The organism is Kribbella endophytica (assembly GCF_054781295.1).
Genome location: NZ_BAAGUR010000004.1, coordinates 689,632 through 715,469 on the forward strand (window position 1 = coordinate 689,632; position 25,838 = coordinate 715,469).

Annotated in this window: 28 protein-coding genes; 11 read left to right on the forward strand and 17 right to left on the reverse strand. The window is 69.2% G+C overall.

Going from position 1 to position 25,838, the window contains the following annotated elements; all coding sequences use genetic code 11:
• Positions 1–2: 2 nt before the first annotated feature.
• Positions 3–575, reverse strand: a complete 573-nt coding sequence (locus ACYVIO_RS34955) for a TetR/AcrR family transcriptional regulator (RefSeq protein WP_460655239.1) — start codon at positions 573–575, stop codon at positions 3–5.
• Between the two features lie 59 nt (positions 576–634).
• On the opposite strand from ACYVIO_RS34955, the gene ACYVIO_RS34960 reads away from it, so the two are divergent.
• On the forward strand, positions 635–1,285 hold the full coding sequence (locus ACYVIO_RS34960; protein ID WP_460655240.1) for an O-methyltransferase: 651 nt from the start codon (positions 635–637) through the stop codon (positions 1,283–1,285).
• Between the two features lie 49 nt (positions 1,286–1,334).
• Here ACYVIO_RS34960 and bdeA read toward each other — a convergent pair whose 3' ends face one another.
• The 6 genes from bdeA to ACYVIO_RS34990 all read right to left on the reverse strand — a co-directional run bounded on the left by bdeA (position 1,335) and on the right by ACYVIO_RS34990 (position 6,978).
• Positions 1,335–2,204 (reverse strand): bis(hydroxyethyl) terephthalate hydrolase, encoded by an 870-nt coding sequence (bdeA, locus tag ACYVIO_RS34965; protein WP_460655241.1) that lies wholly within the window; start codon positions 2,202–2,204, stop codon positions 1,335–1,337.
• Between the two features lie 90 nt (positions 2,205–2,294).
• Entirely contained in the window at positions 2,295–3,614 is a 1,320-nt protein-coding gene (locus tag ACYVIO_RS34970) for an ABC transporter substrate-binding protein (RefSeq protein ID WP_460655242.1), read from the reverse strand.
• On the reverse strand, positions 3,611–4,627 hold the full coding sequence (locus ACYVIO_RS34975) for a branched-chain amino acid ABC transporter permease (RefSeq protein WP_460655243.1): 1,017 nt from the start codon (positions 4,625–4,627) through the stop codon (positions 3,611–3,613). The genes ACYVIO_RS34970 and ACYVIO_RS34975 overlap by 4 nt, the downstream gene beginning before the upstream one ends.
• Positions 4,624–5,475: a branched-chain amino acid ABC transporter permease gene (locus ACYVIO_RS34980; protein ID WP_460655244.1), complete on the reverse strand. Its 852-nt coding sequence runs from the start codon at positions 5,473–5,475 to the stop codon at positions 4,624–4,626. Before ACYVIO_RS34980 ends, ACYVIO_RS34975 begins: the two co-directional genes overlap by 4 nt.
• Complete coding sequence (locus ACYVIO_RS34985; protein ID WP_460655245.1) at positions 5,472–6,191, reverse strand: ABC transporter ATP-binding protein; 720 nt, start codon at positions 6,189–6,191, stop codon at positions 5,472–5,474. Before ACYVIO_RS34985 ends, ACYVIO_RS34980 begins: the two co-directional genes overlap by 4 nt.
• Positions 6,184–6,978, reverse strand: a complete 795-nt coding sequence (locus tag ACYVIO_RS34990) for an ABC transporter ATP-binding protein (RefSeq protein ID WP_460655246.1) — start codon at positions 6,976–6,978, stop codon at positions 6,184–6,186. The genes ACYVIO_RS34985 and ACYVIO_RS34990 overlap by 8 nt, the downstream gene beginning before the upstream one ends.
• 144 nt (positions 6,979–7,122) lie before the next feature.
• Between ACYVIO_RS34990 and ACYVIO_RS34995 the strand changes: the two genes are divergently transcribed.
• Positions 7,123–9,804, forward strand: coding sequence for a helix-turn-helix transcriptional regulator (locus ACYVIO_RS34995; RefSeq protein ID WP_460655247.1), 2,682 nt, complete (start codon positions 7,123–7,125; stop codon positions 9,802–9,804).
• On the opposite strand, the gene ACYVIO_RS35000 is transcribed toward ACYVIO_RS34995, so the two are convergent.
• A complete protein-coding gene (locus ACYVIO_RS35000; RefSeq protein ID WP_460655248.1) occupies positions 9,801–10,655 on the reverse strand; it encodes an alpha/beta fold hydrolase in 855 nt (284 codons plus the stop codon). The two genes, ACYVIO_RS34995 and ACYVIO_RS35000, sit on opposite strands and share 4 nt — an antisense overlap.
• Before the next feature lie 86 nt (positions 10,656–10,741).
• On the opposite strand from ACYVIO_RS35000, the gene ACYVIO_RS35005 reads away from it, so the two are divergent.
• Positions 10,742–11,221 (forward strand): MarR family winged helix-turn-helix transcriptional regulator, encoded by a 480-nt coding sequence (locus ACYVIO_RS35005; RefSeq protein WP_460655249.1) that lies wholly within the window; start codon positions 10,742–10,744, stop codon positions 11,219–11,221.
• A gap of 34 nt (positions 11,222–11,255) precedes the next feature.
• Here the strand turns inward: ACYVIO_RS35005 and ACYVIO_RS35010 are convergent, their stop codons facing one another.
• Positions 11,256–13,055 (reverse strand): ABC transporter ATP-binding protein, encoded by a 1,800-nt coding sequence (locus tag ACYVIO_RS35010; RefSeq protein WP_460655250.1) that lies wholly within the window; start codon positions 13,053–13,055, stop codon positions 11,256–11,258.
• A gap of 84 nt (positions 13,056–13,139) precedes the next feature.
• Between ACYVIO_RS35010 and ACYVIO_RS35015 the strand changes: the two genes are divergently transcribed.
• Positions 13,140–13,565, forward strand: coding sequence for a MarR family winged helix-turn-helix transcriptional regulator (locus tag ACYVIO_RS35015; RefSeq protein ID WP_460655251.1), 426 nt, complete (start codon positions 13,140–13,142; stop codon positions 13,563–13,565).
• A gap of 31 nt (positions 13,566–13,596) precedes the next feature.
• On the opposite strand, the gene ACYVIO_RS35020 is transcribed toward ACYVIO_RS35015, so the two are convergent.
• The 4 genes from ACYVIO_RS35020 to ACYVIO_RS35035 form a co-directional block, all read right to left on the reverse strand.
• Positions 13,597–14,184: a rhomboid family intramembrane serine protease gene (locus ACYVIO_RS35020; RefSeq protein ID WP_460655252.1), complete on the reverse strand. Its 588-nt coding sequence runs from the start codon at positions 14,182–14,184 to the stop codon at positions 13,597–13,599.
• Between the two features lie 78 nt (positions 14,185–14,262).
• Positions 14,263–14,991: a DUF427 domain-containing protein gene (locus ACYVIO_RS35025; protein WP_460655253.1), complete on the reverse strand. Its 729-nt coding sequence runs from the start codon at positions 14,989–14,991 to the stop codon at positions 14,263–14,265.
• Positions 14,992–15,034: 43 nt separating this feature from the next.
• The gene (locus ACYVIO_RS35030) at positions 15,035–15,985 is read right to left on the reverse strand and encodes an alpha/beta hydrolase (protein WP_460655254.1); all 951 of its coding nucleotides are present in this window, start codon (positions 15,983–15,985) and stop codon (positions 15,035–15,037) included.
• 122 nt (positions 15,986–16,107) lie between these two features.
• Positions 16,108–16,344, reverse strand: a complete 237-nt coding sequence (locus ACYVIO_RS35035) for a hypothetical protein (RefSeq protein ID WP_460655255.1) — start codon at positions 16,342–16,344, stop codon at positions 16,108–16,110.
• A gap of 151 nt (positions 16,345–16,495) precedes the next feature.
• On the opposite strand from ACYVIO_RS35035, the gene ACYVIO_RS35040 reads away from it, so the two are divergent.
• From ACYVIO_RS35040 to ACYVIO_RS35065, 6 genes are all read left to right on the forward strand, one after another.
• Positions 16,496–16,939, forward strand: coding sequence for an Hsp20/alpha crystallin family protein (locus tag ACYVIO_RS35040; protein WP_460655256.1), 444 nt, complete (start codon positions 16,496–16,498; stop codon positions 16,937–16,939).
• 43 nt (positions 16,940–16,982) lie between these two features.
• Positions 16,983–17,624 carry a hypothetical protein gene (locus ACYVIO_RS35045; protein ID WP_460655257.1) on the forward strand — a complete coding sequence of 214 codons (642 nt, stop codon included), beginning with the start codon at positions 16,983–16,985 and terminating at the stop codon, positions 17,622–17,624.
• Positions 17,621–18,007 carry a VOC family protein gene (locus ACYVIO_RS35050; RefSeq protein WP_460655258.1) on the forward strand — a complete coding sequence of 129 codons (387 nt, stop codon included), beginning with the start codon at positions 17,621–17,623 and terminating at the stop codon, positions 18,005–18,007. The genes ACYVIO_RS35045 and ACYVIO_RS35050 overlap by 4 nt, the downstream gene beginning before the upstream one ends.
• A 64-nt stretch (positions 18,008–18,071) precedes the next feature.
• Positions 18,072–18,758 carry a GAF and ANTAR domain-containing protein gene (locus ACYVIO_RS35055; protein ID WP_460655259.1) on the forward strand — a complete coding sequence of 229 codons (687 nt, stop codon included), beginning with the start codon at positions 18,072–18,074 and terminating at the stop codon, positions 18,756–18,758.
• A gap of 119 nt (positions 18,759–18,877) precedes the next feature.
• On the forward strand, positions 18,878–19,600 hold the full coding sequence (locus ACYVIO_RS35060; protein WP_460655260.1) for a GAF and ANTAR domain-containing protein: 723 nt from the start codon (positions 18,878–18,880) through the stop codon (positions 19,598–19,600).
• A 121-nt stretch (positions 19,601–19,721) separates the two neighbouring features.
• Positions 19,722–20,237, forward strand: a complete 516-nt coding sequence (locus ACYVIO_RS35065; RefSeq protein ID WP_460655261.1) for a pyridoxamine 5'-phosphate oxidase family protein — start codon at positions 19,722–19,724, stop codon at positions 20,235–20,237.
• A 65-nt stretch (positions 20,238–20,302) separates the two neighbouring features.
• Here the strand turns inward: ACYVIO_RS35065 and ACYVIO_RS35070 are convergent, their stop codons facing one another.
• From ACYVIO_RS35070 to ACYVIO_RS35085, 4 genes are read right to left on the reverse strand one after another with little or no spacing between them, the layout of a single operon-like run.
• On the reverse strand, positions 20,303–22,402 hold the full coding sequence (locus ACYVIO_RS35070) for a catalase (RefSeq protein ID WP_460655262.1): 2,100 nt from the start codon (positions 22,400–22,402) through the stop codon (positions 20,303–20,305).
• Between the two features lie 21 nt (positions 22,403–22,423).
• Positions 22,424–23,140 (reverse strand): glycosyltransferase family 2 protein, encoded by a 717-nt coding sequence (locus ACYVIO_RS35075; RefSeq protein WP_460655263.1) that lies wholly within the window; start codon positions 23,138–23,140, stop codon positions 22,424–22,426.
• Entirely contained in the window at positions 23,137–24,420 is a 1,284-nt protein-coding gene (locus ACYVIO_RS35080) for a PIG-L family deacetylase (protein WP_460655264.1), read from the reverse strand. Before ACYVIO_RS35080 ends, ACYVIO_RS35075 begins: the two co-directional genes overlap by 4 nt.
• Positions 24,417–25,406 carry a hypothetical protein gene (locus tag ACYVIO_RS35085; protein ID WP_460655265.1) on the reverse strand — a complete coding sequence of 330 codons (990 nt, stop codon included), beginning with the start codon at positions 25,404–25,406 and terminating at the stop codon, positions 24,417–24,419. Before ACYVIO_RS35085 ends, ACYVIO_RS35080 begins: the two co-directional genes overlap by 4 nt.
• Positions 25,407–25,492: 86 nt before the next feature.
• Here ACYVIO_RS35085 and ACYVIO_RS35090 point away from each other — a divergent pair, with 86 nt between their 5' ends.
• Positions 25,493–25,816, forward strand: coding sequence for a hypothetical protein (locus tag ACYVIO_RS35090; RefSeq protein ID WP_460655266.1), 324 nt, complete (start codon positions 25,493–25,495; stop codon positions 25,814–25,816).
• Positions 25,817–25,838: the final 22 nt, after the last annotated feature.

Here is a 25,838-nt window from a genome sequence, read left to right on the forward strand (position 1 = left end):
CGTCAGATCTGTTTCAGGTACTGCGTGACCAGGTGGTCCGTGTACTTGCGGGAGACCGGCTCGCCGGTGACGAGGACTCGGTAGTAGATCGGGCCCACCAGCTGGTCGACGGCGAAGTCGACGTCGGTGCCGGCCGGGAGATCGCCCCGACTGATTGCCCTGAGCAACGGCTGGCGACCCCTCTCGCGCTGCGCGCCGAGATGCTCCGCCCGGAGACGTTCCGCCAGGGCCGGGTCATGCTGCGCCTCGCCGGCCAGGGCGCGGAAGACAGCGCCAGCGTCCGTAGCGGTCAGGAAGGTGGCGAGCTTGGCGAGGTGGCGGCGCAGGTCCGTGGCCAGGTCGCCGGTGTCGGCCGGCGTGAGGTACTCCGCGGCGTCGTCGACGAACGCCTCGATCAGGATCTCGGTTTTCGACGACCACCAGCGGTAGATCGTCTGCTTCGCCACCCCGGCGCGGCGCGCGATTCCCTCCATCGTCAGGCCGGCGTACCCCTTCTCCACCAGCAGATCGTCGGCCGCCTCGAGCACGGCCTGCCGCGCCTCTTCGCTCCGTCCGTGCCGGTTCCCGTGATGCACTGCCGTCCTCCTCGCGATCTCTCTTGCCTAGACTCTACGTTGCGTCTAGCGTAGCGGCCATGACCAACACACTGCAAAGCCCCGCGGTCCGGAAAGTCCTCGATCGACTGTTCGCCGGTGCCGACCGCGACGACGCCGCGCCCTCGCCATGGACCGACGACAACCCCTACGAGTCGGCGACCGCGCAGGAGCGAGCCGACGCCCTGGCCGACATCTACATGCCGATCTCCGCGGCCGGCGGAGCGCTGCTCTACTCGCTCGTGCGCGCCGCGAGACCTACGACGGTCGTCGAGTTCGGTACGTCGTACGCGATCTCGACCATCTACCTGGCGGCCGCGGTCGCCGACAACGGCGTCGGCCAGGTCCTCACGACCGAGCTCAGCGCGGCGAAGATCGCCGCGGCCCAGGCCAACCTGGACGAAGCCGGCGTCGCGGAGCCGGTGACGATCTTGGCCGGCGACGCACTAACCACCCTCGCGGACGTGCCGGGCCCGATCGGCCTGGTCCTGCTCGACGGCTGGAAGGACCTCTGCCTCCCCGTACTGCGGTTGCTGGAAGACCGCCTCGCCCCCGGCGCCCTGGTGGTTGCCGACGACATCACCTTCCCGAGCATGGCGGGCTATCTCGACTACGTCCGCGACCCGGCCAACGGGTACGTCACCACCGCCTTCCCGGTCGAGGACGGCATGGAGATCTCCTGCCGGGCATGAAGCACCGGCGACGGTTACAGGGGACCGTCGCCGGCGGGACGAGAGCGCGTCAGGAGTGCGGGCAGGTGTCCCGGTACTCCGCGATGCGCAGATCAGGTGACGGTGCCGGGCAGAGGAACTGCTCGTACCTGGTGTCGTTGTCGATGAACCGCTTGAGCCACGAGATGCTGTACTTCGCGATCGTCGTGTTGGAGCTGTTCGGCGTGAAGTGGGTCGCGCTCCGCAGCTCCAGGTAGGCCTTGTCCAGCGTCGACGGCAACGTGTTGTAGAACGGCGACGAGTGCGACGCCACCGGCGCGATCGTGTCGCCGTCCGCGCCGACCACGAGCGTCGGCACCCGGACGTCACCCCAGGTCTTGTCCGTGTGCCACCCGGTCAACGGGATCGCCGCCTGCAGCGCGGGCCGCTGGGCCGCGGCCCGCAACGTGCCACCACCGCCCATCGAGTGGCCCATCACGCCGAGCCGCGTAGCGTCGATCCGGGTCCGGACCGTACTGCGCTGGGTCAGGTAGTCCAACGCCGCCAGCAACTGGTCGGCTCGGCTGTCAGGCTGGTCGTAGACCGTGTCGGTGTCGATCGTGAACACGACGAACCCCTGCGAGGCCAGCCGCGGACCCAGCCAGGAGATCGACGACTGCCGGGCGGTGAACCCGGGCGAGATGGCCACCGCGCCGAAGGTGCCGGCCGTGGTCGTCGTCGGGTAGTAGATCGTGCCGCCGCCGAACCCGGCGACGGTCGACGACACCGTCGTGGAGGACGTCGCGAACGACCCGCGGGAGGCCTCGATGCTGGAGTTGCTCGGCGCGGGTCCGCGCTCGTACGGATTGTCGGCGGCCTGGCTGGCCGGCGCCGTGACGGCGACGGTGGCAACCAAAGCCACCGTCAACGTCACTGTCGGGAGAACACTGCGAAATCTCACGTCACTCACACCCTTGAAGATCGGGACGGATTCAGGTGGTCACGTTCACTGTCATCCTCCGACGCGCGGGCCCTGGGCGCATCGGTGCAATCACCGGCCGACGAGACCGATCTCCTCGGGCGTCGATCGCTTCTCCTCGTACGGCGTCACGTCGCCGGTCTCGCGGTCGGTCACGCGTGGCTCCTGCAGCGTCTTGACGTTGCCGTCGGCAGCGATCTGGAACACCAGGGCTCCGGTGTACCCGGCGTGGTTGTCCTTGCTGAAGCCGAACGGCGTCAGGCCAGGCCCTTTGAGCTCGCCCGAGGACATGGCGTCGATCAGCTTCTGCCGGGTCAGATCACGGCCGGCGGCCTTGAGCACCTGCCCGAAGGTGTAGGCCTGCACCATCCCGTAGACCAGTGTGTCGGTGAAGGGCTCCTTCGGGATGTACTTGTCGTGGATCCCCTTGAAGAAGGCGGTCCACGGATCGTCGGCCGCCCGCGAGCTCGGCAGGTACCGGGTGCCGATCACGCCGGCCAGCAGCGCGGCACCGGACACCTCGCTCCCGCCCTGCTTGGCGAACTGCTCGACCAGCCCGGTCAGCGTCGCCGGGTCGGCCCCGATACTGCTCACCACGAGCTGCGGCTTGTAGCCGAGCTTCAGCGAGGTGAGGATCGTCAGCGCCGTGAAGGCGGGGATGCACTCGCACACCAGTACGTCGGCGCCGGACGCCTTCAGCGCCGAGATCTGCGGGGTGACGTCGGTGTTGGCCGGGTCGTAGGTCTTGCGCGCCACGATCTGCGGCTTGATGAACTGGTCGAGACCCTTCTGGGTGTCGGTGCCGACGTCGTCGCCCTGGACCAGCAGACCGACCTTCTTCCCGGCGAACTTCTCCTTGATGTACTGCCCCTGGACCTTGCCCTCGCGGGTGTAGTCGACCTGGTAGCCGAAGGTGTTCGGGTGCTTGTCCGGCGAGTTCCACAGCAGCGCGCCGGAGGACACGAGCAGATCCGGTACGCCTTCGGCCGTCAGGTAGTCGAGCACCTTCGAGTGCGTCGGCGTTCCCAGGCCGCCGACGATCGCGAAGACCTTGTCCTGCAGGACGAGCTTCTTGACCACCTCGACCGTCCTGGTCGGGTTGTACCCGTCGTCCTCGACCTTGTACGTGATCTTGCGCCCGTTGATCCCGCCGCTGTCGTTGAGGTGGTCGTACACGGCCTTGGCGCCGACGGAGATCTTGCTGTACCCGGGCGCGGCCGGACCGGTGAGCGGTTGGTGCGTACCGATCACCACCTCGGTGTCGGTCACCCCCGGCGCCGCCTCGCCCTTCTGCGTGCCGCTGTTGGCCGGCGTCTCGCCGGCACCGCCGCACCCGCTGAGCGCCAGCGCGGACGCCAGGACGACCGCGACGGCCGAACGCTTGTTCCTCATTGTTCTCCTCGTTGAGAGGGAGCCGGGCGTCGCACCCGGCTCCGGACCTTGCGCAGGCCGCCTTGGATCCCTGCCGGGAAGGCAAGGACGATCACGATGAGCACCACGCCGTACAGGGCGAGCGGGAGGTTGTCGGACAGGTTGCTGCGCAGGCTGAGCAGCTCGGCGAGGTCGTCGGTCCAGACCTGGATGTAAACCAGTGCGATCGCTCCCCACAGCGCGCCCCACAGGCTCCCGAGCCCGCCGAGGACCAACGCGGCGAGCAGCGAAAGCGACAATGCCGGAGTGAACGAGCCGGGCGCCGCCGTACCGAGCAGGAATGCCTGCAGACCGCCCGCGAGCCCGCCGCAGGCCGAGCTGACGAGGAACGCGAGGATCTTCGTCCGACCAACATGTACGCCGGCCAGCGCCGCGGCGACCTCGTCGTCACGGACTGCCCGCAGGGTGCGTCCCAGCCGGCCGCGGGCGAGATTCGCGAGCACCACCAGGGCGAGCAGGACAGCAGCCCAGACGATCCACGCCTGCCAGCGGGTCGCCGGTACGGCGCTGAGCCCCGCAGGCTGACTGTTGACCGTGAAGCTCAGGCCGTTGCTGCCGGCAAGTAGATCCGGGAAGCGTTGCGTGACCGCCGGAAGCCCGACCGCCAGCGCCAGGGTGGCGCCTGCGAGGTACGGCCCACGTAACCGGGCCGCGGCCGCGCCGGCCAGCAGGCCCGCGAGCCCTCCCGCGACCGCCGCCAGCGCGAGGTCGATCCAGATGGGGAGTGCCGGCACCCGCAGTACGAGAAGAGCGACCGTGTAGGCACCGATGAACATGAACGCGCCGTGGCCCAACGAGATCTGCCCGTTGAACCCGGTCAGCAACGCCAGCCCGGCCACCGCGATCAGGTAGTAGCCGACGGTCGCGATCCGCAGGTTCGTGAACGGATCCGTGGCGATGGTGAGCAGGACCAGCAGCACCAAGGCGGCCCCGGCGGCAGCCAGGTGGACGGCGAAGGGCGGGAGCCTCCTCATGCGCGCCTCGCCATGGCCCGGCCGAACAGCCCGGTGGGCCGGATCGCCAGTACAGCAACGAGAATCGCCAGCGCGGCCAAGGGCACCAGCTCCGGGCCCAGCAGCCCCGACACGTACGACAGGCCGATCCCGAGCGCTAGACCACCGACGATCGTGCCGAGCGGATTGTCGAGCCCGCCGAGTACCGCCGCGGTCAGCGCGTAGACGAACACCTCGTCCAGCACGGTCGGCGAGATGAACGGCGGAATCGCGAGCATCCCCGCCAGCGACCCCACGGCCGCGGCCAGTCCCCAACCGATCGTCAGCATCACACCGACCCGTACGCCGAGCAGCCGCGCCACCTCGGGATTGAAGGCCGCTGCCCGCATCCGCAACCCCAGCGCCGTGAACTTGAACAGCAGCAGGACCCCGGCCGCGGTGGCAACCACAGCCAGTACGGCGAACAGATCGCTGGCCGAGAACCGCCCGCGGAAGTCGAACGGGTAGGAGAACGCGTGCGGTTCGTTGGACCAGATCATCCCCGCGACCGCCTGCAGCACCAGGAGCAGCCCCAGCGTCACAATGATTGCGCTGAGCTCCCCCGCGTTGCGGAGCGGCCGGATCAGCAGCCGCTCGACTGCGACCCCGAGCAACGTGCCCGCCACGACGGCGACCGCGAACCCGAGCCAGTAGCTGCCGGTGCTCTTGGTGACGGAGTAGGCGAGGTACCCCGAGATCAGGGCGAGAGCGGGCTGCGCGAAGTTCACCACCCGTGTCGCGCGGTAGATGATCACCAGCGACAGCCCCAACGCGGCGTACACGGCACCACTGGACAGACCGGCCACGGTCAGGTTGAGGAACGTGGTCACCGTGCTCCCTTCAGGCCGAGATACGCGTCGCTCAACTGCTCGTCCGCGAGCAGGGACGCCGCGTCGTCCGACGCGACCAGCTCGCCGAGCCCCAGGACGAAGCCGTGGTCGGCGACCGACAACGCACTGCGTGCGTTCTGCTCGACCAGTACGACGGTCAGGCCGGTGTCCGCGCGGAGGTCGCGGAGTACGGCCATGATCTTGGCGGTGACCAGCGGCGCGAGGCCGAGCGAAGGCTCGTCCAGCAGCAGCATCCGCGGTCGGCCCATCAGCCCTCGGCCGATCGCCAGCATCTGCCGCTCGCCCCCGGACAACGTCCCGGCCGGCTTGTCGAGCCGCGGCGCCAGCGGCGGGAACAGCTCGAGGGTCGCACCCAGGGCGGCGGCGCGATCCTCTCGATCTGTCCGCCACAGCGCGCCGAGCCGGAGGTTCTCCGCGACCGTGAGCTCGGGAATGACGCCGCCGCCCTCGGGAACGTGCGCGATCCCGGACCGCGCGATCCGGTCGGCGGGCAACCCGGTGAGGTCCTGGCCGAAGGCGGTGATCCGGCCCGCGGTCGGCCGGATCAGGCCGCTGACCGCACGCAGGAGAGTCGTCTTGCCTGCGCCGTTCGCACCGAGGACGGCGGTGATGCTGCCCTCCTCCACCCGCAGCGTCACGTCCGAGAGCGCGCGGACGAGTCCGTGGTGAACGGTCAGCGCCTCGATCTCAAGCACTGGGCCTCTCCCCAGGGGCAAGGCCCAGATAGGCATCGGCGACGGCAGGATCGGCCCGTACGTCGTCAGGCGAGCCGGCCGCGATGACCTCGCCGAAGTCGAGCACCACCACCTCGTCGCAGACGCCCATCACGAGATCCATGTGGTGCTCGACCAGGACGACCGCGGTGGCATCGGTCAACGCACGGATCCGGGCGGCCAGTTCGTCCGTCTCCGCCATCGACAAACCGCTCGCGGGCTCGTCGAGCAGCAGCAGCTCCGGCTCGGACACCAGTGCCCGGGCGAGTGCGACCCGCTTGCGCGAGCCGTACGGAAGTGCGCCGGGAAAGTGGTCGCGGACGTCGGCAAGATCGAGCTCGCGCAGCAGCCGGAGGGCTCGGCTCCGCAGTTCTTCCTCGTCGCGAGCTGCGCCCGCCGTACCGAGCAAGGCCGCGATAGAGCCGGTCCGAGCGAATCCGCCGGCGCCGGCCATCACGTTCTCGAGCACGGTGAGACCGCCGAACAGGCCGAGTCCCTGGAGGGTGCGGGCAATGCCGAGCCGGGCGAGCTGGTCCGGCCGGTGACTGCCCAGCGCCCGGCCCTTCCAGCGCAGCTCACCGGCGTCCGGCCGGACGAACCCGCAGATCACGTTGAAGAGCGTCGTCTTGCCGGCCCCGTTGGGTCCGATCACGCCCAGCACGCTGCGCGCCGCGATGCTCAGCGAGACCTCACGCAGCGCGACGAGGCCGCCGAACCGTACCGTGACTCCGCTGACGTCGAGCACCTTCTCGGGGAAGGGGGTCGTCATCTGGCTCCTTCCCGCCGGCGATGGTGTGCAGCAGTCTGGGCCGATCGCTCCCGGGCGGCATCGGTACAACCACCAGTCGTGCGGCCCGCCGACAATTCCGCGCCAGCCCTTCCCAGTCCGGGAACGGTGACGATACTGATCGGTATGGCTGCCGAGGGCGTACTCCGCGGAAGGGACCAGGAGTGCGCGACGGTGCAGGAGGTCCTGACTTCGGCGCGTTCCGGCCAGGGCTCTGCCTTGGTGATCGCCGGCGGCCCGGGCGCGGGCAAATCGTCGCTGCTGCGCAGCGGATCGACCGCAGGCTTCCGCGTGCTGACAACTCAAGGCGTGCCGGCCGAGACCGCGCTCGAACCCGCCGGTCTGCATCGATTGCTCCACCCGGTGACCGATCGGCTCCCGCAGTCGTTGCGGGAGGCAACGGGATTGGCGACGGGATCGCCAGCCGGAACCTTCGTGCTGCAGACCGAGGTGCATCGCCTACTCTGCGAGCTGGCGGCCGAGCAGCCGCTCCTCGTCCTCGTCGACGACGCAGGTCTGCTCGACCGATCGTCTCTGGAAGCGCTGGCGTTCGTCGCCCGCCGCGTCACCGGCCACCAGCTCGCCGTACTGTTCACTGTGGAGCCGCAGCGCGGCGAGAATCCGCTGGCCGGTCTCCCGGCGCTGGCCCTGCGTCCGTTGGACGACCCGGCCGCGATGGAACTGCTGTCCGACCTCGCTCCCCTGGGCCTGTCGGAGGATGTCGCCGAGGATCTCCTTCACCTCGCCGGAGGCAATCCGCTGGCGCTGACCGAGCTTGCTTCGACCGAACCACCCGGCCGGTTGCCGCAGGACAGCGTGCTGCGGGCTCGCCTTCGAGGCGGCTTCCGCGCGCTGTCCCCCGAGGCGCAGCAGCTCGTCCTGCTCGCGGTGGTCGACGAGGACCTCGAGCTCGACTCCGTGGTCCGCGCCGAGCTCGACGCGCTGGACGAGGCGCGCGACAGTGGGCTGCTGCTGGTGCAGGGCGATCACGTCGGGCTGGCTCAGCTGACCCGGTTCGTACTGCGTACCGAGATCCCCTTGAGTGAACAGCGACAGGCCCACGCCGTGCTCGCGAACGTGCTCGACCCCGAGCAGCACACCGCACGCTGGCTGTGGCACCGGGCAGCGATGAGCCGTACGGCGTTGAGCCGCGCCCAGGCCGGCAACCAGGCTGACGAACTCGGCGCCGCGGCGGCGCGCTCACGGCGTACGGGCAACTACGCCGTGGCCTCGGCGGCCTCACAGCGCGCTGCGACCCTCGCGGAATCGCCGCAGGACAAGGCCGCGCACCTGATCGCCGCCGCGGCCGATCAATGGTCGACAGGCCGGCCACGAACGTCTCGCGCGATCCTGCGTGAAGCCGCCATCCACGTGCGCGGACGGGAGCTGCACGGGCTCGCCGACTTCGTCCGCGGCGGCGTCGAGCTGGGCGACAGCGCACCCGGTACGGCGGTACGCAGCCTGCTCAAGGCGTCCGAGGAACTGCTCGATTCGCATCGCACGCTCGCCGTCACCGCGCTCGTCTTCGCCGCGGAGGCCGCCAGCATCGCGGGCGACCAGGCCGAGCACGCCGGCACCGCGGCCCGCGCGGCCACCCTTCGTCGCGCGGACGAACCACCCGTCACCGCGCTGATGTTCGATCACCTCGAAGGCATGGCCGCCACGTTCGCCGGTGACCATCCGGCTGCCCGGGCCGCCCTCGACCGCGCCGTACGGCTGTCCCGAGAGCTGCCGGATGCGCGCTCGAAGATCTGGGGCAGTCAGGCGGCGTACGTCCTCGGCCGGGCCGGTCGTTCCCTCGAACTCGCCTCTCAGGCCGTGGCCGTGGCGCGTGACACCGGGATGACCTCGCTCGTACCTTGGGCGCTGGTCTACAAGTCGCTGGCCGCGCTCCTGCTCGACCAGCACTCGATCGCGCTGGACTGCTCGCTGGAAGGCGTTCGCGAAGCGACGTCGATGGGCCAGCCGAACACCGTGGTCGACCATCTGACGATCCTCGCGCTGCAGGCCGCGCTGCAGGGCGACAAGACCACCGCTGTCCACCGGCTGCACCTGGCCGCCGCCGATGTGACGCGCCGTGGCCTCGGCCGTCCCAGCACCTTCGGGTCGTGGACGCTGGCGTGCGTCGACCTGGTCGACAACCGGCCCGCCGACGCGCTCAACCGGCTCCGCCTGCTCGCCGTCGACACCGGCCGGGTGCACCCGGGCATCAAGGTGATGACCGCTCCTCACTACGTCGAGGCGGCGGTGGCGTGTGGCCGGCAGGCGGCGGCGACCAAGGTCCTGCAGCAGTACGAGGGCTGGGCGACCAGCACGGGCTGCCCGGCCCGGCTCGCGCTCTCCCACCGTTCGCACGCCTTGCTGGCCGGCGCCGGGCCTGCGGCGGACGAGCACTTCCGGGAAGCCATCCGCCTGCATCGGGTCAGCGGTACGCCGATGGAGCTCGCCAAGACCGAGCTCTTCTACGGTCACCGGCTCCGTCGCGACCGTCACCCGAAGGCCGCCCGTCAGCATCTGCGCGACGCGCTCCAGATCTTCCAGCAGTACGACGCCGCCCACTTCGTCGGCCTGGTCCGCGCCGAGCTACGGGCCGCCGGCGACACCATCTCCCCCACCCGGCCGACGCCTACCGCCGACCTGACTCCGCAGCAGTCGCAGATCGCCCAACTTGTCGCCGGAGGCGCCACCAACCGGGAGATCGCCGCGCAGCTGTTCATCAGCCACCGCACGGTGGAGCACCACCTGCGCAACATCTTCGCCCGCCTGGACGTCCGCTCCCGGGTCGAGCTCGCTCGCCTGCTGGGCTAGTCGGCGTCGGCGTAGAACGGGAGGAGAATCTCGGCGAGGCGGCCGGGTGCTTCCATCGCGACGAAGTGCCCGATGCCGTCGATCACCGCCGACCTGACGTCGGTCGCGACCTGGGCGAAGGTGTTCGGCGTGAAGTCGCCGGACGAGCCGCCGATCGCCAGCACCGGCATCTCGAGCTTCCGTTGCGACAGCTCCTTGATCTGTTCGCCTTCCGACAGCATCGACCGGTAGAGACCGGCCGCACCGGCCCACGCGTTCGGCCGCGAGTACGAGCGCACGAGTTCGTCGATGTCGTCGCTGCTGAAGGCGTCAGGGGTGCCGCACATGGCCGGGATCGCGTAGTCGGCGATGAAGGCTCGTTCGCGGCCGGTCAGGAGCATGTCGGCGATACCGGGCGCAGCCACTACGCCGAGGTGCCACGCGCCGCCGTGCGTGACGTCGCCCAGCCTCTCGACGCCGAATCCGGGCAGTCCTGTCTCGATCGCCGTGAGGCTCCTGACGAGCTCGGGGTGCGTGGCAGCGACGCGGTAGACGGTCGCGCCGACGACGTCCTGGCCGCTCAGATGAACTGGCCCCACGTCCAGCGCCGCGATGAGTTCACTCAGGTCGGCCGCCGCGGTCTCGCTGTCGTGCTGGTCCCCCGCGACCGCGGAATCCCCGAAGCCGCGCAGGTCGACAGCGAAGACGCGATGCCGCTCGCTGAGCAGTGGAATGAGCTTGTGGAACACCCGCCAGGTCTCAGGAAACCCGTGGACCAGGAGGACGGGCGACCCAGCGGTGCCGGACGCGACGTAGTGCAGCCGCGTCCCGTTCACGTCCGCCGTGTGATGGGTGATACCGGTGACCCTCATGATCGACTCCCAAATCGACAACATTGTTGTCCTTCACGATAGACAACAATGTTGTCGTTGTCGAGGTTCGGCCCTAGGGTGAGGCCATGTCACGCTCTGGTGCCGACCTCGCCCTGCTGATGCTCGGAGGCTTTCGTTCGCTGGTCGACGCGGCCACGCTCGAACTGGCCGCCCGCGGCTACGACGACGTACGGCCGCTGCACGACTTCGCTCTGCGGGCCGTCGCGGCCGGCGCCGACAGCGCGTCGGAGCTCGGCCGGCGCATGTCGGTGACGAAGCAGGCAGCGGCCAGGACGGTCGCCACGTTGGAGGATCGCGGGTACGTCGTACGCACGGCGGATCCTGCTGACGCCCGGCGGATGCGCATCGAGGTCTCCGACCGGGGGTTCGCCCTGCTCCGGGAAGGCGAGGGCATCTTCGACGACCTCCGCGCCCAGTGGCAGCAGCGGATCGGGCCCGAGAAACTCGCGGAGCTCGAGTCACTGCTGATCGAACTGGTCGGCCCCCAGCCGGTCCGCTTCGACACCCCGGGCTGGCTGGCCCGAGACCTCGGAGAGTCGATCTAGGACTCGCCCTGCGCCGTACGACGAACTGCTGTGATCAGGTGGCCAGGCGGGCGTAGCGGCCGTTGCTCTCGACCAGGGTGGCGTGCGTTCCCGACTCGATCACCCGGCCGTGGTCGACCACGACGAGCTGGTCGGCGTCGCGCACCGTCGACAGCCGGTGGGCGATGGTGATCGTGGTCCGGCCCTCGGCCAGCCGGTCGAACGCCAGCTGGACCGCCCGCTCGGTCTCGGTGTCGAGCGCACTGGTGGCCTCGTCCAGGACCAGGACCCGAGGGTTGCGCAGGAGCGTCCGGGCGATCGCGATCCGCTGCTTCTCCCCGCCGGAGAAGCGGTGCCCGCGAGAGCCGACCATGGTGTCGTAGCCGTCCGGGAGTCCGGCGATCAACTCGTGCACCTGGGCGGCCCGGGCCGCGTCCTCGATCTCCGCGTCGGTGGCGTCGGGCTTGGCGTAGCGGAGGTTCTCGCGCACTGTCGTGTGCAGCAGATACGTCTCCTGGCTGACGACGCCGACCACGCCGGCCAGATCGGCCAGTCGCAGATCGCGCAGGTCGATGCCGTCGATGGTGACGCGTCCGCTGGTCGGGTCGTAGAGCCGCGCGACCAACGAGGCCAGGGTGCTCTTGCCCGAGCCGGTCTCACCGACCAGCGCCAGCGTCGTACCGGCCGGAACGTCCAGGCTGACGCCGGCCACGGCGGCCGTCTCGCTGCCCGGGTAGACGAAGGTGACGTCCTCGAAACGCACGTGGCCGGCGAGGCGGGCCGGGTCGAGCTCGACCGGGTCGGCCGGGTCGTCGACGTCGATCGGCAGGTCGAGGTACTCGAAGATCCGCGCGAACAGGGCCAGCGAACTGGTCAGCGAGATCCCGACGTTGAGCAGTCCCATCAGCGGCCGGAACAGCCCGGCCTGCAAGGTGGTGAAGGCGATCAGGGTGCCGATGGACAGCGTTCCGGCCGTGATCGGCAGACCGGCGCTCAGGTAGATGATCGCCGGGATGGCCGCGAAGATGACGCTCATCGAGGCCATCCGCCACCGGCCGGCCAGCTCCGAGCGGAGCTCCAGATCGATCAACCGGGCCGACGAGGCGGCGAAGCGCTCGACCAGGGTCGCGGCGGTGCCCATGGTCTTGCTGAGCTGGATCCCGCTGATCGACAGGCCTTCCTCGACGGTGACGTTGAGATCGGCCAGCTCGCGCTGTCGCTGCGCGGTGATGGCGCGGCGCATCCGGGCGACCTTGCGGGTCAGGTAGATGGCCGGGGGCATCACGACCAGCGAGATGAGCGAGAGCTGCCAGGACAGCGCGAGCATCGCCACGGTCGTCGCGATCGCGGTGGTGAGGTTGGAGGCGATGGAGGTGGCCGTCGACGTGACGACGGGTTCCATTCCCCCGATGTCGTTGGTGATCCGCGACTGCACCTCGCCGGTGCGGGTCCGGGTGAAGAAGGCGATCGACTGGCGCTGCAGGTGGGCGAAGACGTCGGTCCGCAGCCGGTGCATGACCTGCTGGCCGACTGTCGTACTGATCCAGGTCTGGACGACGCCCAGGGCCGAGGTCACGGCGGCGACGGCGACCATGCCGACGACCAGCCAGACCAGGAGTTTCAGGTCCTGCTGCGGGAGCGCGGTGTCGATGACCGCGCGGAGCAGGAAGGGTGACGCCATGGCCACCACGGAGGATGCGACGATGATCGCCGTGACGACGGCGAGGGACAGTTTGTGGGCGGTGAAGAGCCGTCCGATCCGGGCCAGCGAGACCTCGCGGGCCTGGGCCTTCTCGGCGGCTGTGGCTGATTTCGGGCCGCCGCGGCGGCCTCTCTCCAGATTCTCGTGATCCAAGGCGAGCACCGTTCTGTCGGGGACGAATATACTGAGGTTACCTCATAATGAGGTTACAACACGATTGGTTGGTACGGTATTCCCATGGCCGCTGACGAAGAGGAGACCCTCCCCGAGACGTTCTGGGGAGTCGCTCATCAGCTGCGCCACCTGCGCAAGAAGACCCTGGCCCCGTGGGACATCGCGCCGTCCCACGCGCGCGCCCTCGGTGTCCTCACCCGCGAGGGCCCGCTCCGCCTCAACGAGCTCTCCGACCACCTGCGGATCGCGGCCCGCTCGACCACCGAGGTGGTTGACGCCTTGCAGGACCGCGGACTGGTCGAACGGCGTCCCGACCCCCAGGACCGCCGGGCGACGCTGGTAGCGCCGACCGACGAGGGGACCCAGGTCGGCGAGGCGATCCGCGCCTCCCGCGACGCCGAGGCCGAGGCCTACTTCAGCATCCTCACCGAAGCCGAGCGCGCCGAACTGACCGACATCCTCCGCAAGCTCCGCAACTCGGAGCACTAGCCCGCACGGTTACAACGCGACCGCGTCGGTGCTACGGGCGTCGCACGAGGAGGAAGGCCAGGGCCATGCCTGCCAGGCAAGGGATGCCGTGGTTGTCCTGGACGATCGTGTCGGCCACGGCCAGGACCGGTACGACGACTGCCGCGATCCGGAGTTGCAGCGGCAGCACGACGCCGTACCGACTGTTGGCGAGGAGGCCGACGGTGGCCAGGCCTCCGATCAGACCGGCGACGCACATCGAGTTGCCCGCACCGACCGGGTTCAGCCAGACGTAGCTGACGAACTGCCCGATCCATCCGCAGCCGAAGTAGAGGACCAACCACCGCCACCGGCCGAGCACGCGCTCGGCCACCGCGCCGAACACTGCCAGCAGCAACAGGTTCGAGATCAGCCCAGACGCCCACCCGTCCTGGAAGAACATGCCGGTCAGCAGGCGGTACCACTGACCGTCGTCGATGCGAGCAGCGTCCCGTACGACGTGCTCGTACAAGGGCCGGTACGCGAGCTGCGCGATCCCGCAGGCCAGTGTCACCGCGAACACCGTCGCGGTCAGGAACGGCCGGCGCGGCCCGGCAGTGAGGGTCGTCAGCGGAGCAGACGCCACGGAGCGAGTTGTCACTGTGTGAATCTAGTTCCGCGGACGCCGCCGTACCTCCGACATTTGTCACGCCGCACCCTGCCGTTTGTCACGGCCGAGTCAGCGGGAGAAGTGTGTGACGACCCGGTCCAGCCGCACCCCGTCCACGGTCAGGTCGACCTGCTCGTTCAGGAACGCGACCATCCCCATGACCGGACGCAGCGCGACCGTGGGGAAGTCGTACGACCAGGCGAGGTCGGGTTCGTCCCCCGACGACCAGTACTCCCCAGTGCGTCCCTTGTACGGGCACTGCGCCCGCGTCGGGCTTGGGGTCAGGTGCTGGAAGTTCACGGCGTGCCGGGGAAAGTAGTACCGGGTGGGCAGCCCTGTCTCGAACACCATCACCGTGGCGTCGGACTCGGCGAGGACGATCCCGTCGAGCTCCACCCGGACCCGGCGCGACGAGCGCATCGGGTCGACCCGGTGGTACGGGCTCCTGGGATGGACCCAGACCTGGTCGTCCTCCTCGAACCAGGCGTCCATCGCGTCCCACTCGAACGTCACCCGTCCGGGCACAAGCCCGTCGTCGTACACGCGGGCCCGTCCGCGACCGGCTTCGTGAATCCTGGCCAGACCGCGATCCTGCGGCTCGGTCTCCCCGGTGTCCCGCAGCAACCCGGCCGCCACGTCCTCGACGGGGACGTAGTACGCCGGGTAGCCGGGCCATTCCCACAGGTAGAGCGCGTTGGTGGTGTCGACGACGCAGCGGTTGTCGAGCTGCGCCCTGATCCGGCGCGGGACCGGGGCGGTGTGATCGACCGGCACGATCATCGGAGGGAAGTCGGTCACGACAGCGGCCTGTTCATGGTCTGGGTCCGTTCCGTCTTGTCAATCACTTGGAGTGGAGCACCGCTCGAAGCGTCTGGACGGCTTGCTCGGTCGCGGCCGTGCTGGCCGCGGTGTGGCGAACGGGGTTGAGCATCATGAAGTCGTGCAGCGTGCTGTTGTAGCGGATGCTCGTGGTGTGGACGCCTGCCGCGACGAGCTTGCGGGCGTACGCCTCTCCCTCGTCACGCAGTACGTCGTTCTCGTCCACGACGACGAGCGCCGGCGGCAGTCCCGTGAGTTCGTCGAGACTCGCTCGCAGCGGTGAAGCGGTGATCTCGGCGCGGGCCGCGAGGTCGGGCAGGTACGCGTCCCAGAACCAGGCCATCGCCTTCGCCGTCAGGTGCGGCCCGTGGGCGAACTCGCGGTAGCTGCCGGTGTCCTGCGCGGCGTCGGTCACCGGGTAGTAGAGGGACTGGTGCACGAAGGTCACATCACCGCGCTGCTTGGCCAGAATGGTGAGGGCGGCGGTCATGTTCCCCCCGACGGAGTCGCCCGCGATCGCCATCCGCGCCGGATCGAGGTTCTCGCTGTCGCCGTACCGGACGATCCACTGCGCGGTGGCGTACGCCTGCTCGATGGCGACCGGGTACCGGGCCTCTGGCGACCGGGTGTACTCGACAAAGACGACCGCCGCGCCGGCGCCGACCGCCAGTTCACGGACCAGGCGGTCATGGGTCCCGGCGTTCCCGAGGATCCAGCCACCTCCGTGCACGTACAGCACAACCGGCAGAACGCCTTCCACACCGACAGGTTTGACGATCCGCACGCCCACGTCGCCGACCGGCGCGGTGACGGTGATCCACTTCTCGTCGACCTCCGGCAGCTCGACCGGCTCCGCCTGGACACTGTCCAGCAACGCCCGCGCGCCGTCCACTCCCAACTCGTACAGCAACGGCGGCTTGGCCGTGGCGTCGGCGAACTCCTGCGCTGCGGTTTCAAGAACGTGTTCGCTCACTGACTGCATCCTCTCGTCCGGCCTCGAGCCCGTCGGCAGGTACCGCCCCGACGAGCATGCTCACGCATCAAGACCGGACAGCGGCCGTCCTTGTGACGACGGCGCTTATGCCTCGCGCGGGTCTACTCGGTGATCCAGCCGCGCTCGACCGCCCACTCGCGCGTGAGGTCTTCGGCAGCCGGCAGCGTCACGATGGCCACGGCGTACAGAACGACGACGGGCCCGATCGGAACCACCCAACCGCGAGGCTTCGCCCGACCGGCCGGCCTCAACGCCCAGGACAGCATGGCGAACGCCGCGAACATCAACGGCGGCCCCCACGACACAACACCGTCACCGGTCGCCAGATGCGACACCACGGCCCCCAACCACACCAGAAGCTCCGCCTGTCAGCGAGGAGGCGTCGCTGTCATCGGATGGATGACGGATGGCTTGTCATCCATTCGATGACGTGTTAGAAAAGTTGTGCGTGTTGACGCCCGATGATGACGACTCTCAGGAGGTGGAACCATGTTGATGCGCACTGACCCGTTCCGTGAGTTCGATCGGCTGGCGCAGCTAGTGACCGGCGGTTCGACGGCGGGGACCTGGTCGAAGCCGAGCCCGATGCCGATGGACGCGTACCGGTCGGGTGACGAGTACGTGGTCGTGTTCGATCTGCCCGGGGTCGCGCCCGACGCGATCGATCTCGACGTCGAGCGGAACGTGCTGACGGTGAAGGCCGAACGGCGGCCGGCGCCGGTCGGCGACGGGGTGGAGATGCAGGTCGCCGAACGCCCGCTCGGGGTGTTCTCGCGGCAGCTGTTCCTCGGCGACATGCTCGACGCGGAACGGATCGAAGCGGCGTACGACAACGGCGTACTGACGCTGAAGATCCCGGTGGCGGCGCAGGCCAAGCCTCGCAAGATCTCGGTCAACGCCACCAGGGCCGAAGCCAAGCAGCTCGACAGCTGACCGACGGCATGCTTGCCTGCGGCCACTACCGGTGTGAGGTGTCATGACATCGACCGATCCTGCGCGTCAGGCTGAGGAAGCTGCGGCGACGCTTGCCTTCGTGACCGACGTACTGGCCAGGCTGGACGAGCCCGACTCAGCTGGTGTGCTGGAAGCGTTGACGCGGTTGCGGAGTCTGCGGGATCGGCTGAACCAGTGGGAGCCCCAGCTGATCGACGCCGCGCGAGCGGACGGGGTCAGCTGGGTGCAACTGGCTCCCGCACTCGGGGTGGCCAGCAGACAGGCGGCCGAACGCAGGTACCTGCGGATGAAGCCCAACACCGCCGACGCCTCGATGAACGGTGAGCAACGGGTGGAGGCGGCGAGGGCCCAGCGGGCCGGCGATCGCGCTGTCGAGTCGTGGGCCAAGGACCACGCCGCCGATCTCCGCCTCCTGGCGGGGCAGGTCGTCGCGGCAGCGGGAGCCGATCACGCCGCGCAGACCACCGTCGAACGAGTCCACGACGCTCTGGGCAGCGACGACTCCGCCGCGCTGCTCGAGCCACTCGCCGACGCAGGATCGCAACTCGGCCACGGCCATCCCGGCCTGGCCGAACGGATCCTCGCGATCAGCGAACAGACCGACGCCGTACGGCGAGCCAGTGGTACGTCAAGAACCCGAGAAACCCAGGAGGGACCGCAATGAAGCTGTTGTTCGAACTCCGACCCGTCGACCACCTCGACGCCAGTGTCGACTACTACCGCAGCATCGGCCTGGAGGCAGTCGCCTGGCCGGACGACGACACCGCACTGCTGGCGCCGTCGGGCGGTGCGGCGACCATCGCGCTGGTCCGGGATCCGGCCGAAGGAGCACTCGGATCCGGTGGCGTGTACGACGTCGGCGACGTCGACACGTTCTTCGAGGCCCACCCAGACCTGGACTGGCTGGTCGCCCCGGCCCCCAGCCCACTGGGCCGCTACGCGGTCTTCGCCGACCGCACCGGCGCCTGTATCCGGCTTCTCGACCCGGCCCTTCATCTCAGCGAATCAGCCGGCGTGCCGTCCAGCCTGTACGCCGTCGCCAGCTGATACCAACCTCCGGGCGTTTGCTGACGCCCTGGGAGGTCCCTGCCCCGCGGTGAGGAGACGACGGATGACCGACCAGGCCAGCTACCACGATTTGGCCATGACCTTGCACGACCAGAGTGGAACCCTCGCGACAGTCGAGGGCGTGCTGCAGTTCGCTGTCGAGGCGCTGCACTACGACCACGCGTCGGTGATGCTGATGCACCGCAAGCAACCTCGCACGGTCGCGGCGACCGACCAGTTGATCACCGACGCGGACCAGCTCCAGATCGATCTCGGCGAAGGTCCCAGCCTGCTGGCCATCAGCGGTCACGACGATGTCCTCATCGAGGACACCAACACCGACAACCGGTGGCCGAAGTGGGCGGCCACCGCCGCCGCCGGCGGGATCCGGAGTGCCCTGGCGATCCGCTTGTTCACGTCGCACTCGACGAGCGGAGTCCTCAACCTGATCTCCTCGCAACCGGCCGTCTTCAGCGAGGCCGATCGCGAGGCGGCGCGGCTCCTCGCCTTGCACGCGTCGATCGCCATCGCGTCGGCCCGGACGGAGGATTCGTTGCACCAGGCCCTCGATTCGCGCAAGGACGTCGGGCAGGCGATCGGACGACTGATGGAGCGGTACGACGTCGACGCGGTGCAGGCGTTCGCCGTACTGAAGCGCTACTCGCAGGACCGCAACCAACGCCTGCACGCCGTCGCACAGCGCGTCAACGAAACCGGCACCCTGGACGAAGATCGTCCGCTCCGCACCTGAGTTGTGGGTTACCGCTTGGGTACAGAGCGAGTGCTGACATCCGGAACTTCAGGACCTTCCAGCTGCCGCGCCGGGCTCTCCGCGCCTGGTACCGGCCTGCCGAGAACAAGGTGGGAGCTGTGCCTTCACTACGAGTGCACGAGATCCTGGTCGAGATCCTGACGGTCACCGGCGACAACAACGGGAACGTCCTGCACAGACTGTGCGAAGCGTCGGTCGCCACGCTCCCGATCTCCGGCGCCGCGCTGGCTCTGATGACCAACCGGGGTCACAGCGGCACACTGGCGGCGACCGACGGACCGGCAAGCACCATGGAGGATCTGCAGCAGACTCTCGGCGAAGGGCCCTGCCTGGACGCCTACCGGGACGGACAGCCGGTACTGCAGCCTGACCTCGCCTCGACGGGAATCTCGCAGTGGCCGGGCTACGCACCCGCCGCGCTCGACGCCGGGATCGCGGCAACGTTCGCCTTTCCCGTGCGACTGGGAGCGATTCGGTACGGCGTACTGGATCTGTACCGCGCAACCACCGGCGGGCTGGACTCTCAGCAGGTCGCTCAGGCCTCGGACTTCGCCGCGGCCGCCTCTGCACTGTTGCTCGATCTCCAGGACTCCGCTCCTCGAGGCCAGCTGCATCCCCACCTGGCCAACGCCGCGGACAGCCATCGGGCGATCCATCAAGCTGCCGGCATGATCACCATCCAGGCGAAGGTCGGCATCGCCGAGGCGCTCCTGCTGCTGCGGGCGCGTTCCTACAGTCAGGGCCGCCGCCTCTTCGAGCTCGCCAAGGACGTCGTCTCCCGCCGCGAGACGTTTCGGCCCGAGGACGAGCAGCGCGACTGAGGACTGCCGCCCTCCAGAGCCGAATGACTTTTGCATAAGTTCTGCACCGTCGCCGGCACCACCTCCGGGGTACCGGACGGCTGACGCAAGAGTCAGCCGATCGAAGAGGTGCTTACCCCAGATGACCGAACAGACAGACCCCGTGACCCGGATCGCCGAACTGGTCGAGCGGGCCAGAATCTGCATGCTGACCACGATGACGCTCGACGGGCGGCACGTCGCGCGGCCGATGGCCGTGCAGGAGGTCGAGTTCGACGGTGACCTGTGGTTCTTCGCCTCGTCGGACTCGGCGAAGGCGGCCGAGATCATGGCCAACCGCCAGGTCAACGTGAGCTTCTCCAACGACAAGGCGAGCGAGTGGACGTCGATCGCCGGAACCGCCGAGGTCGTCGAGGACCGCCAGAAGGCCGAGGAACTGTGGTCGCCGCCGCTCAAGACCTGGTTCCCCGACGGCCTCGACACCCCCGGGTTGATCCTGCTCAAGGTCCGCGCCGAGACCGCCGAGTACTGGGACGCCCCGAACAGCAAGGTCGTCAAACTGCTCGGTGCTGCCCGGGCCATGGTCACCAAGGACCCGGACAAGTTCCCCGCCGACAACGAGACGGTCGACCTCCGCGGCAAGACCGCCGGCGCCTGATCGCCTAGTCAGTACGCCGCCGGCACGCCCATGCCGGCGGCGTACTGCTGAGCAGAACCCGAGACCTAGGTCGCCATCACCTGTTCGGCGCGCTCCCAGACGCGGTGCAGGCCGACCGCGTCGAGCAGCTCAGTGGTGAAGGGTTTCGCCGGGCTCTCACCCAGTACGACGCCCGGCGCGGTCGTGTCGACACCGGCCGCGGTCAGCACCTGGTCGCCGTCTCCCCACGCGCCGATCACCTTGCAGTGCCGGAACAGCTCGCCGAGCAGGATCGACAACTTGATGTCCGTGAAGTCGGCAATTCCGCCCGCGACCACCACAGCGTCGTACTCGATCGACCTGGTGGTCAGCAGGGTGCGCTCGATGATGTGCTCCGAGCGGCCCTTCTTGAGGACTCCCCCGAACGGCGCGATCAGCCGCAGTACGGCGCCGCGCCCCTCCACTGCCCGCCGCAGCTTCGTGATCCCGCCCAGGTCGGCGCCAGGCGCCGCGAAGACACCGATCACTCGACCCGCGATCGGTCCAGGCCCCGGCGGGATCTGCGACAGCGCCGGCGACGGCACGACCTCGGCGGGAGCACCGGTCGGCGCCGGGAGGCCGAGCCCCTCGGCCACCGCAGCACACAGGTCGGCATCGACGTTCGCCAGTACGCCGAGCATCCGCTCGCGAATCGGTTGCTCGTAGCACTTACCGAGCTCGAAGGTGAACGCCTCGACGATGTGGATCTTCTCGACCTCGCTCATGCTCGCCCAGAACAGCGTCGCCTGCGAGAAGTGGTCCCCGAACGACACCGGGTTCTCCCGCACCGCCCGGCCCTCGATCTCCCGCGGCACCTGCACGTACCCGCCCTGATCCTCACGAGCAGGCTGCGGCGAGGCGTCGATGCTGTTCGGCAGGTACGGCGAAACGCCTTGGTGGACGGCGGTCTGGTGCATCCCGTCGCGCAGGTTGTCGTTCACCGCGGCGTGCGGGCAGTTGATCGGCAACTGGGTGAAGTTCGGCCCGCCGAGCCGGGTCAGCTGCGTGTCCAGGTACGAGAACAACCGGGCCTGCATCAACGGATCGTTGGTCACCTCGATGCCCGGCACCAGGTTTCCGGTGTGGAAGGCGACCTGCTCGGTCTCGGCGAAGTAGTTGGTGGGATTGCGGTCCAGCGTCAGCTTGCCGACCAGCTGGACCTCGGCCAGCTCCTCGGGCACCAGCTTGGTCGGGTCGAGCAGGTCGATCCCCTCGAAGGTCTCGTCCGCGGAGTCGGGGAACAGCTGCAATCCCAGCTCGAACTCCAGCGGCGCACCGTTCTCGATCCCGTCCGCCATGTCGCGCCGGTGGAAGTCCGGGTCGGTCCCGGCCGCGAGCTGCGCTTCCTCCCACACCAGCGAATGCACCCCGGCCACCGGCTTCCAGTGGAACTTGGCCAACGCGGTCGCTCCGTCGCCGTTGACCAGCCGGAAGGTGTGGACGCCGAAGCCCTCCATGGTCCTGTACGAGCGCGGGATGCCGCGGTCCGACATCGCCCACATCACGTGGTGGGTCGCCTCGGTGTGCAGCGACACGAAGTCCCAGAAGGTGTCGTGCGCGGACTGCGCCTGCGGGATCTCCCGGTCCGGGTGCGGTTTGCCGGCGTGGATGATGTCGGGGAACTTGATCCCGTCCTGGATGAAGAACACCGGCATGTTGTTGCCGACCAGGTCGAAGTTGCCTTCCTCGGTGTAGAACTTCACCGCGAAACCCCGGACGTCGCGCACGGTGTCGGCCGAGCCGCGCGACCCGAGCACGGTGGAGAACCGCACGAACACCGGCGTCTCGCGGCCCTTCTGCAGGAACCCGGCCTTGCTGGCGGCGGTCGCGTTCCCGTACGCCGTGAAGGTGCCGTGCGCGGCGGCCCCGCGCGCGTGCACGACGCGCTCGGGGATCCGCTCGTGGTCGAAATGGGTGATCTTCTCGCGCAGGTGGAAGTCCTCGAGCAGCGTCGGCCCGCGCGATCCGGCCTTCAGCGAGTGGTCCGTGTCCGGCAGCCGCACGCCCTGCGCGGTCGTCAGGTAGTCGCCCGTCTGAGCCCGCGCATCCTGTACGCCGTACCGCGCACTCGCAGCCTCGGCCGCCTTCCGTCCCGTCGGCCCCGCTGCTTTCGGTGCTGCTTGGTCGGCCTTACGTTTCGGGGGCACGGTATCTCCTCAACTAGCGGGTCAGGACGCGTCCCGGTACCCCGGTGCAATCAATCCAGCCAGCAGATCCGCCAGCCCACCCTCCGCCCGCCCGACAACCCGCGCGCTGGTCCGCACGGTCAGATCCAACGGCTGCCGCAGTACGAACCCGGCGTCCAGCAGCCGGAACCACAGATCCCGGTCCTCCCCCGTCCGGATCGGCCGATAGCCACCGACAGCGAGGAACGCACTCCCCCGTACGCCGAAGTTCGCGCCGTGAACATGGTCGTGACTCAACGGCCGGATCCCCGCCGCGACCACCTGCGCGTAGCGCGCCCGCAGTACGGCGGTGAGATGCGCCGCCGGCTGCAGGTCGACCAAACCGGTCACCGCATCGGCTCCTTCCTGCGCATGAATCAGTTGCCTGCTGACCCAGTCGGCCGAGACCTGCGTGTCCGCGTCGGTCCCCAGCAACCAGACCGACTCCGGATCACCGCAGCCCAAGGCCTCGAGAACCGTCCGCGCCCCGAGATCACGCAACGCGCCGAGACTCAACGCCTCGTCGACCTCCACAATCGTTGCTCCAGGCATCGTCTCGCGGACGATCCGGACGGTCGCGTCGGTGCAGCGATCGGCAACGACGCACACGACGGTTCGCAGAGCAGCAGACTCCACAGCCGTCGACAGCGCCCGCAGACAGTCCCCGATCACCAGTCCCTCGTCGTGCGCCGGGATCACGACGCCGATCGCCGTGATCATCGCCGGCGCAGCACGTGCAGGACGAAGTCGTCCTCGATGTGCTCGACCAGAACGTCCAACTCCTCCCGCGCGAGCAGGATCCGATGCGCCGCGTCCCCGTCCCGCGGCGCCTCCGGAGCCCATGGCCGCCAGTGCACCGCGACCAAATCCCCGCCGGGCTCGAGCGCAGCCAGTACGCCGTCGAGCGTGGCCGTCAACGTGTCGTCGTCCAGGTAGTAGAGGATCTCGCTCAACACCACCAGATCAACCGACGACGACGGAATCTCAGGTAACGCGCCGACCAGAACCTCCGCGGACGGCGCCGCACGGCGTGCCCTGTCGACCGCTTCCGGTACCGGGTCGAAGGCAACAACGTGATCCGCGCGGTGGACGAGCTCCCGCGTCAGCTCACCGACCCCGCACGCCGGCTCCAGCACCCGGCGGTACCACTCGTTCGGCAGCGCGGCGAGCAGCATCGACCGCTTCCGCCGTTCGTACCAGCTGTCGGCCGTGTGCCACGGATCCTCCGCCTCCCGGTACAGCTGGGCGAACCGCTCAACGGGCGCCGACTCGTGCCGTGGCTCCCGGAACAGCACCTCGAAGCCGCGATCGAAATGGGTCAGCATCAACGGATCCACGATCGGGTCCTCGCCGTTCGGCCCCGGCACGAGCTGGGAGACGAAGGCTGCGATCGCCTCGGCCTTGCCGGCGCGCAGCTCGTCGGACAGCGGCACCCGAGCAGCGCGCTCCCACGGCGGCACTTCGTCGTACGGCGTCATCCAGTGCCACATCCAGACCGGGTACGACCACCGGTGCGCCTCCACCGGCGCTGCCGCCAACCCGGCCCGTCCAACCGCTGCATGATCTGGATGAGGGTCGCCGGGCCACGGCAACAGCACGCAGTCGACTCCCCGCAGCAGCTCGACCAGCCGCTCCCGCAACTCTCCTTCGCGCTCCGCGAGCCCGGAGTCGGGAAAGCCGAGGAACACCACCTCGACCTTCCCCGAGCCCAGAATCTCCATCGCGGTCGCCAGCTCGACCCGCCGACGCGCGGCCAGCTCAGCCCGATCCGCCGGTCCGAGCGCCGGAAACGCAGCCTCCCCATCGCTCGCAACCACCAGCGTGACCTCGGCACCGGCCGCGTGCAGTGCCTGCACCGTCCCACCGACCCCGAGCGTCTCGTCGTCTGGATGCGCAGCCAGTACGACGACCCGCCGCGGCGCCGTCGGGTCGAACACCGGCAGCTCCCGGCCGGCGAAGAACTCGACCCACTCGTTCTCGCCGGTCAGCTCCCGCGTCACGCCGTACCGTCCAAGAACCGGCGTCCCAGCGCGGCGTAGTCCCGCTCGGCGTGATGCTGCCGCACGTAGACCTGCAGATCCGCGAACTGCTGCGCGAACCCACGATCACGCGACAACAGCGTCGGCCCGACGATCCGAGGCACTCGATCCGCCACGGCCCGAGCAGTCTGCTCAGCGCTTGCCCTTAGCAACCAGATCCGCGTCATCAGGTCGGCGCCCGGATCGGCGTCGATCGCGGCTGCGGTCAACTGCAGCAGCCCTTCGGTCGCCGCCAGCGCCGTACGAAGCTCTCCCAGATGGGCGACCTGGTGATCGTCGGCGCCCTTTCCGGCGCGCAGGTACTCCGTTGCTCGCTCCACCACACCGAGCGAACCGCCGTACCAGACCGCGGCCACACCACCGCCACCCCACCAGAACCCTGGCCGCGACGTGTAGAAGCCGGGCGGCCCGATCTGGTTGTCGACAGCAACATCCTCGAAGATCACGTCGGGACTGTCGGAAGCATCCATGCCGACGGCCTGCCAGGTCTCCGCGACCCGGACGATGCCCGGCTGGTCCAGCGGCACGTCCCAGGTGCTGCTCTCGCCGGTCTCCGACAAGGCGACGACGAGCGCCCGGTCGAGCGAGTGCGCGCCGGAACAGAAGCGGACCGTCCCGGACAGCCGACCGTCCCCGAACCTCGCGCCGGTCCCGCCCGACCGCGCGGCCCAGACGCCGTACGTTGCGCCGGGCACCGGTTCGCGACCGGCCTGGCGCAGGATCGAGGTCGCGTCGGTGTGCCCCTCCGCCAGCCGCGCCAGCGCGAGATCGGCCCGGCCCAGCTCGGTCAGCGACCGCCATCTGTCCGCCGTACGGCCAGCTCCCGGATCCGGCAGCTCCAGGCGACCACTGTCCGCGAGCTCACGAAGGCCGGCCGCCACCGACCGCGCCGTACGCGGCTCAGAACCCGCCCGCAGCGCACCGTCCGTCATCAAGTCGTTGCCCATGCCCCGCCGGTACCCGCGCACGAACCCCGCGCTAGATGATGCGCGATGGGTACCGGCGACGCATGAACCGACACCGGAGCGCATCGTTGGCGACCGTCATCATGATCGGTCTGGTCGCAATGCTCGGCCTGATCCTGACCACCGCCGCAGCGGAGGCGCACACCACCGCGATCTCCGCTGCCCAGCCGCTCGCGGACACCCCCACGCCCACCCTCGGATCGACACCTGCCGCCGAAGCGAACCCGCCCGGCTCAGCCGACGGCGACCCGAACGACTGGTCCGGCCTGAAGTGGCTGCCGCTAGGACTGCTGATCCCGGTCCTCTTCATCGCCGGCGTCTTCCTGGCCAAACGCCGAGACCGCCGCCGCGACGACAGCACGACCAACCCGCCCTCCCCCAGAGTCAACTAGACAGCCTCAGCTGAGGCCCCAA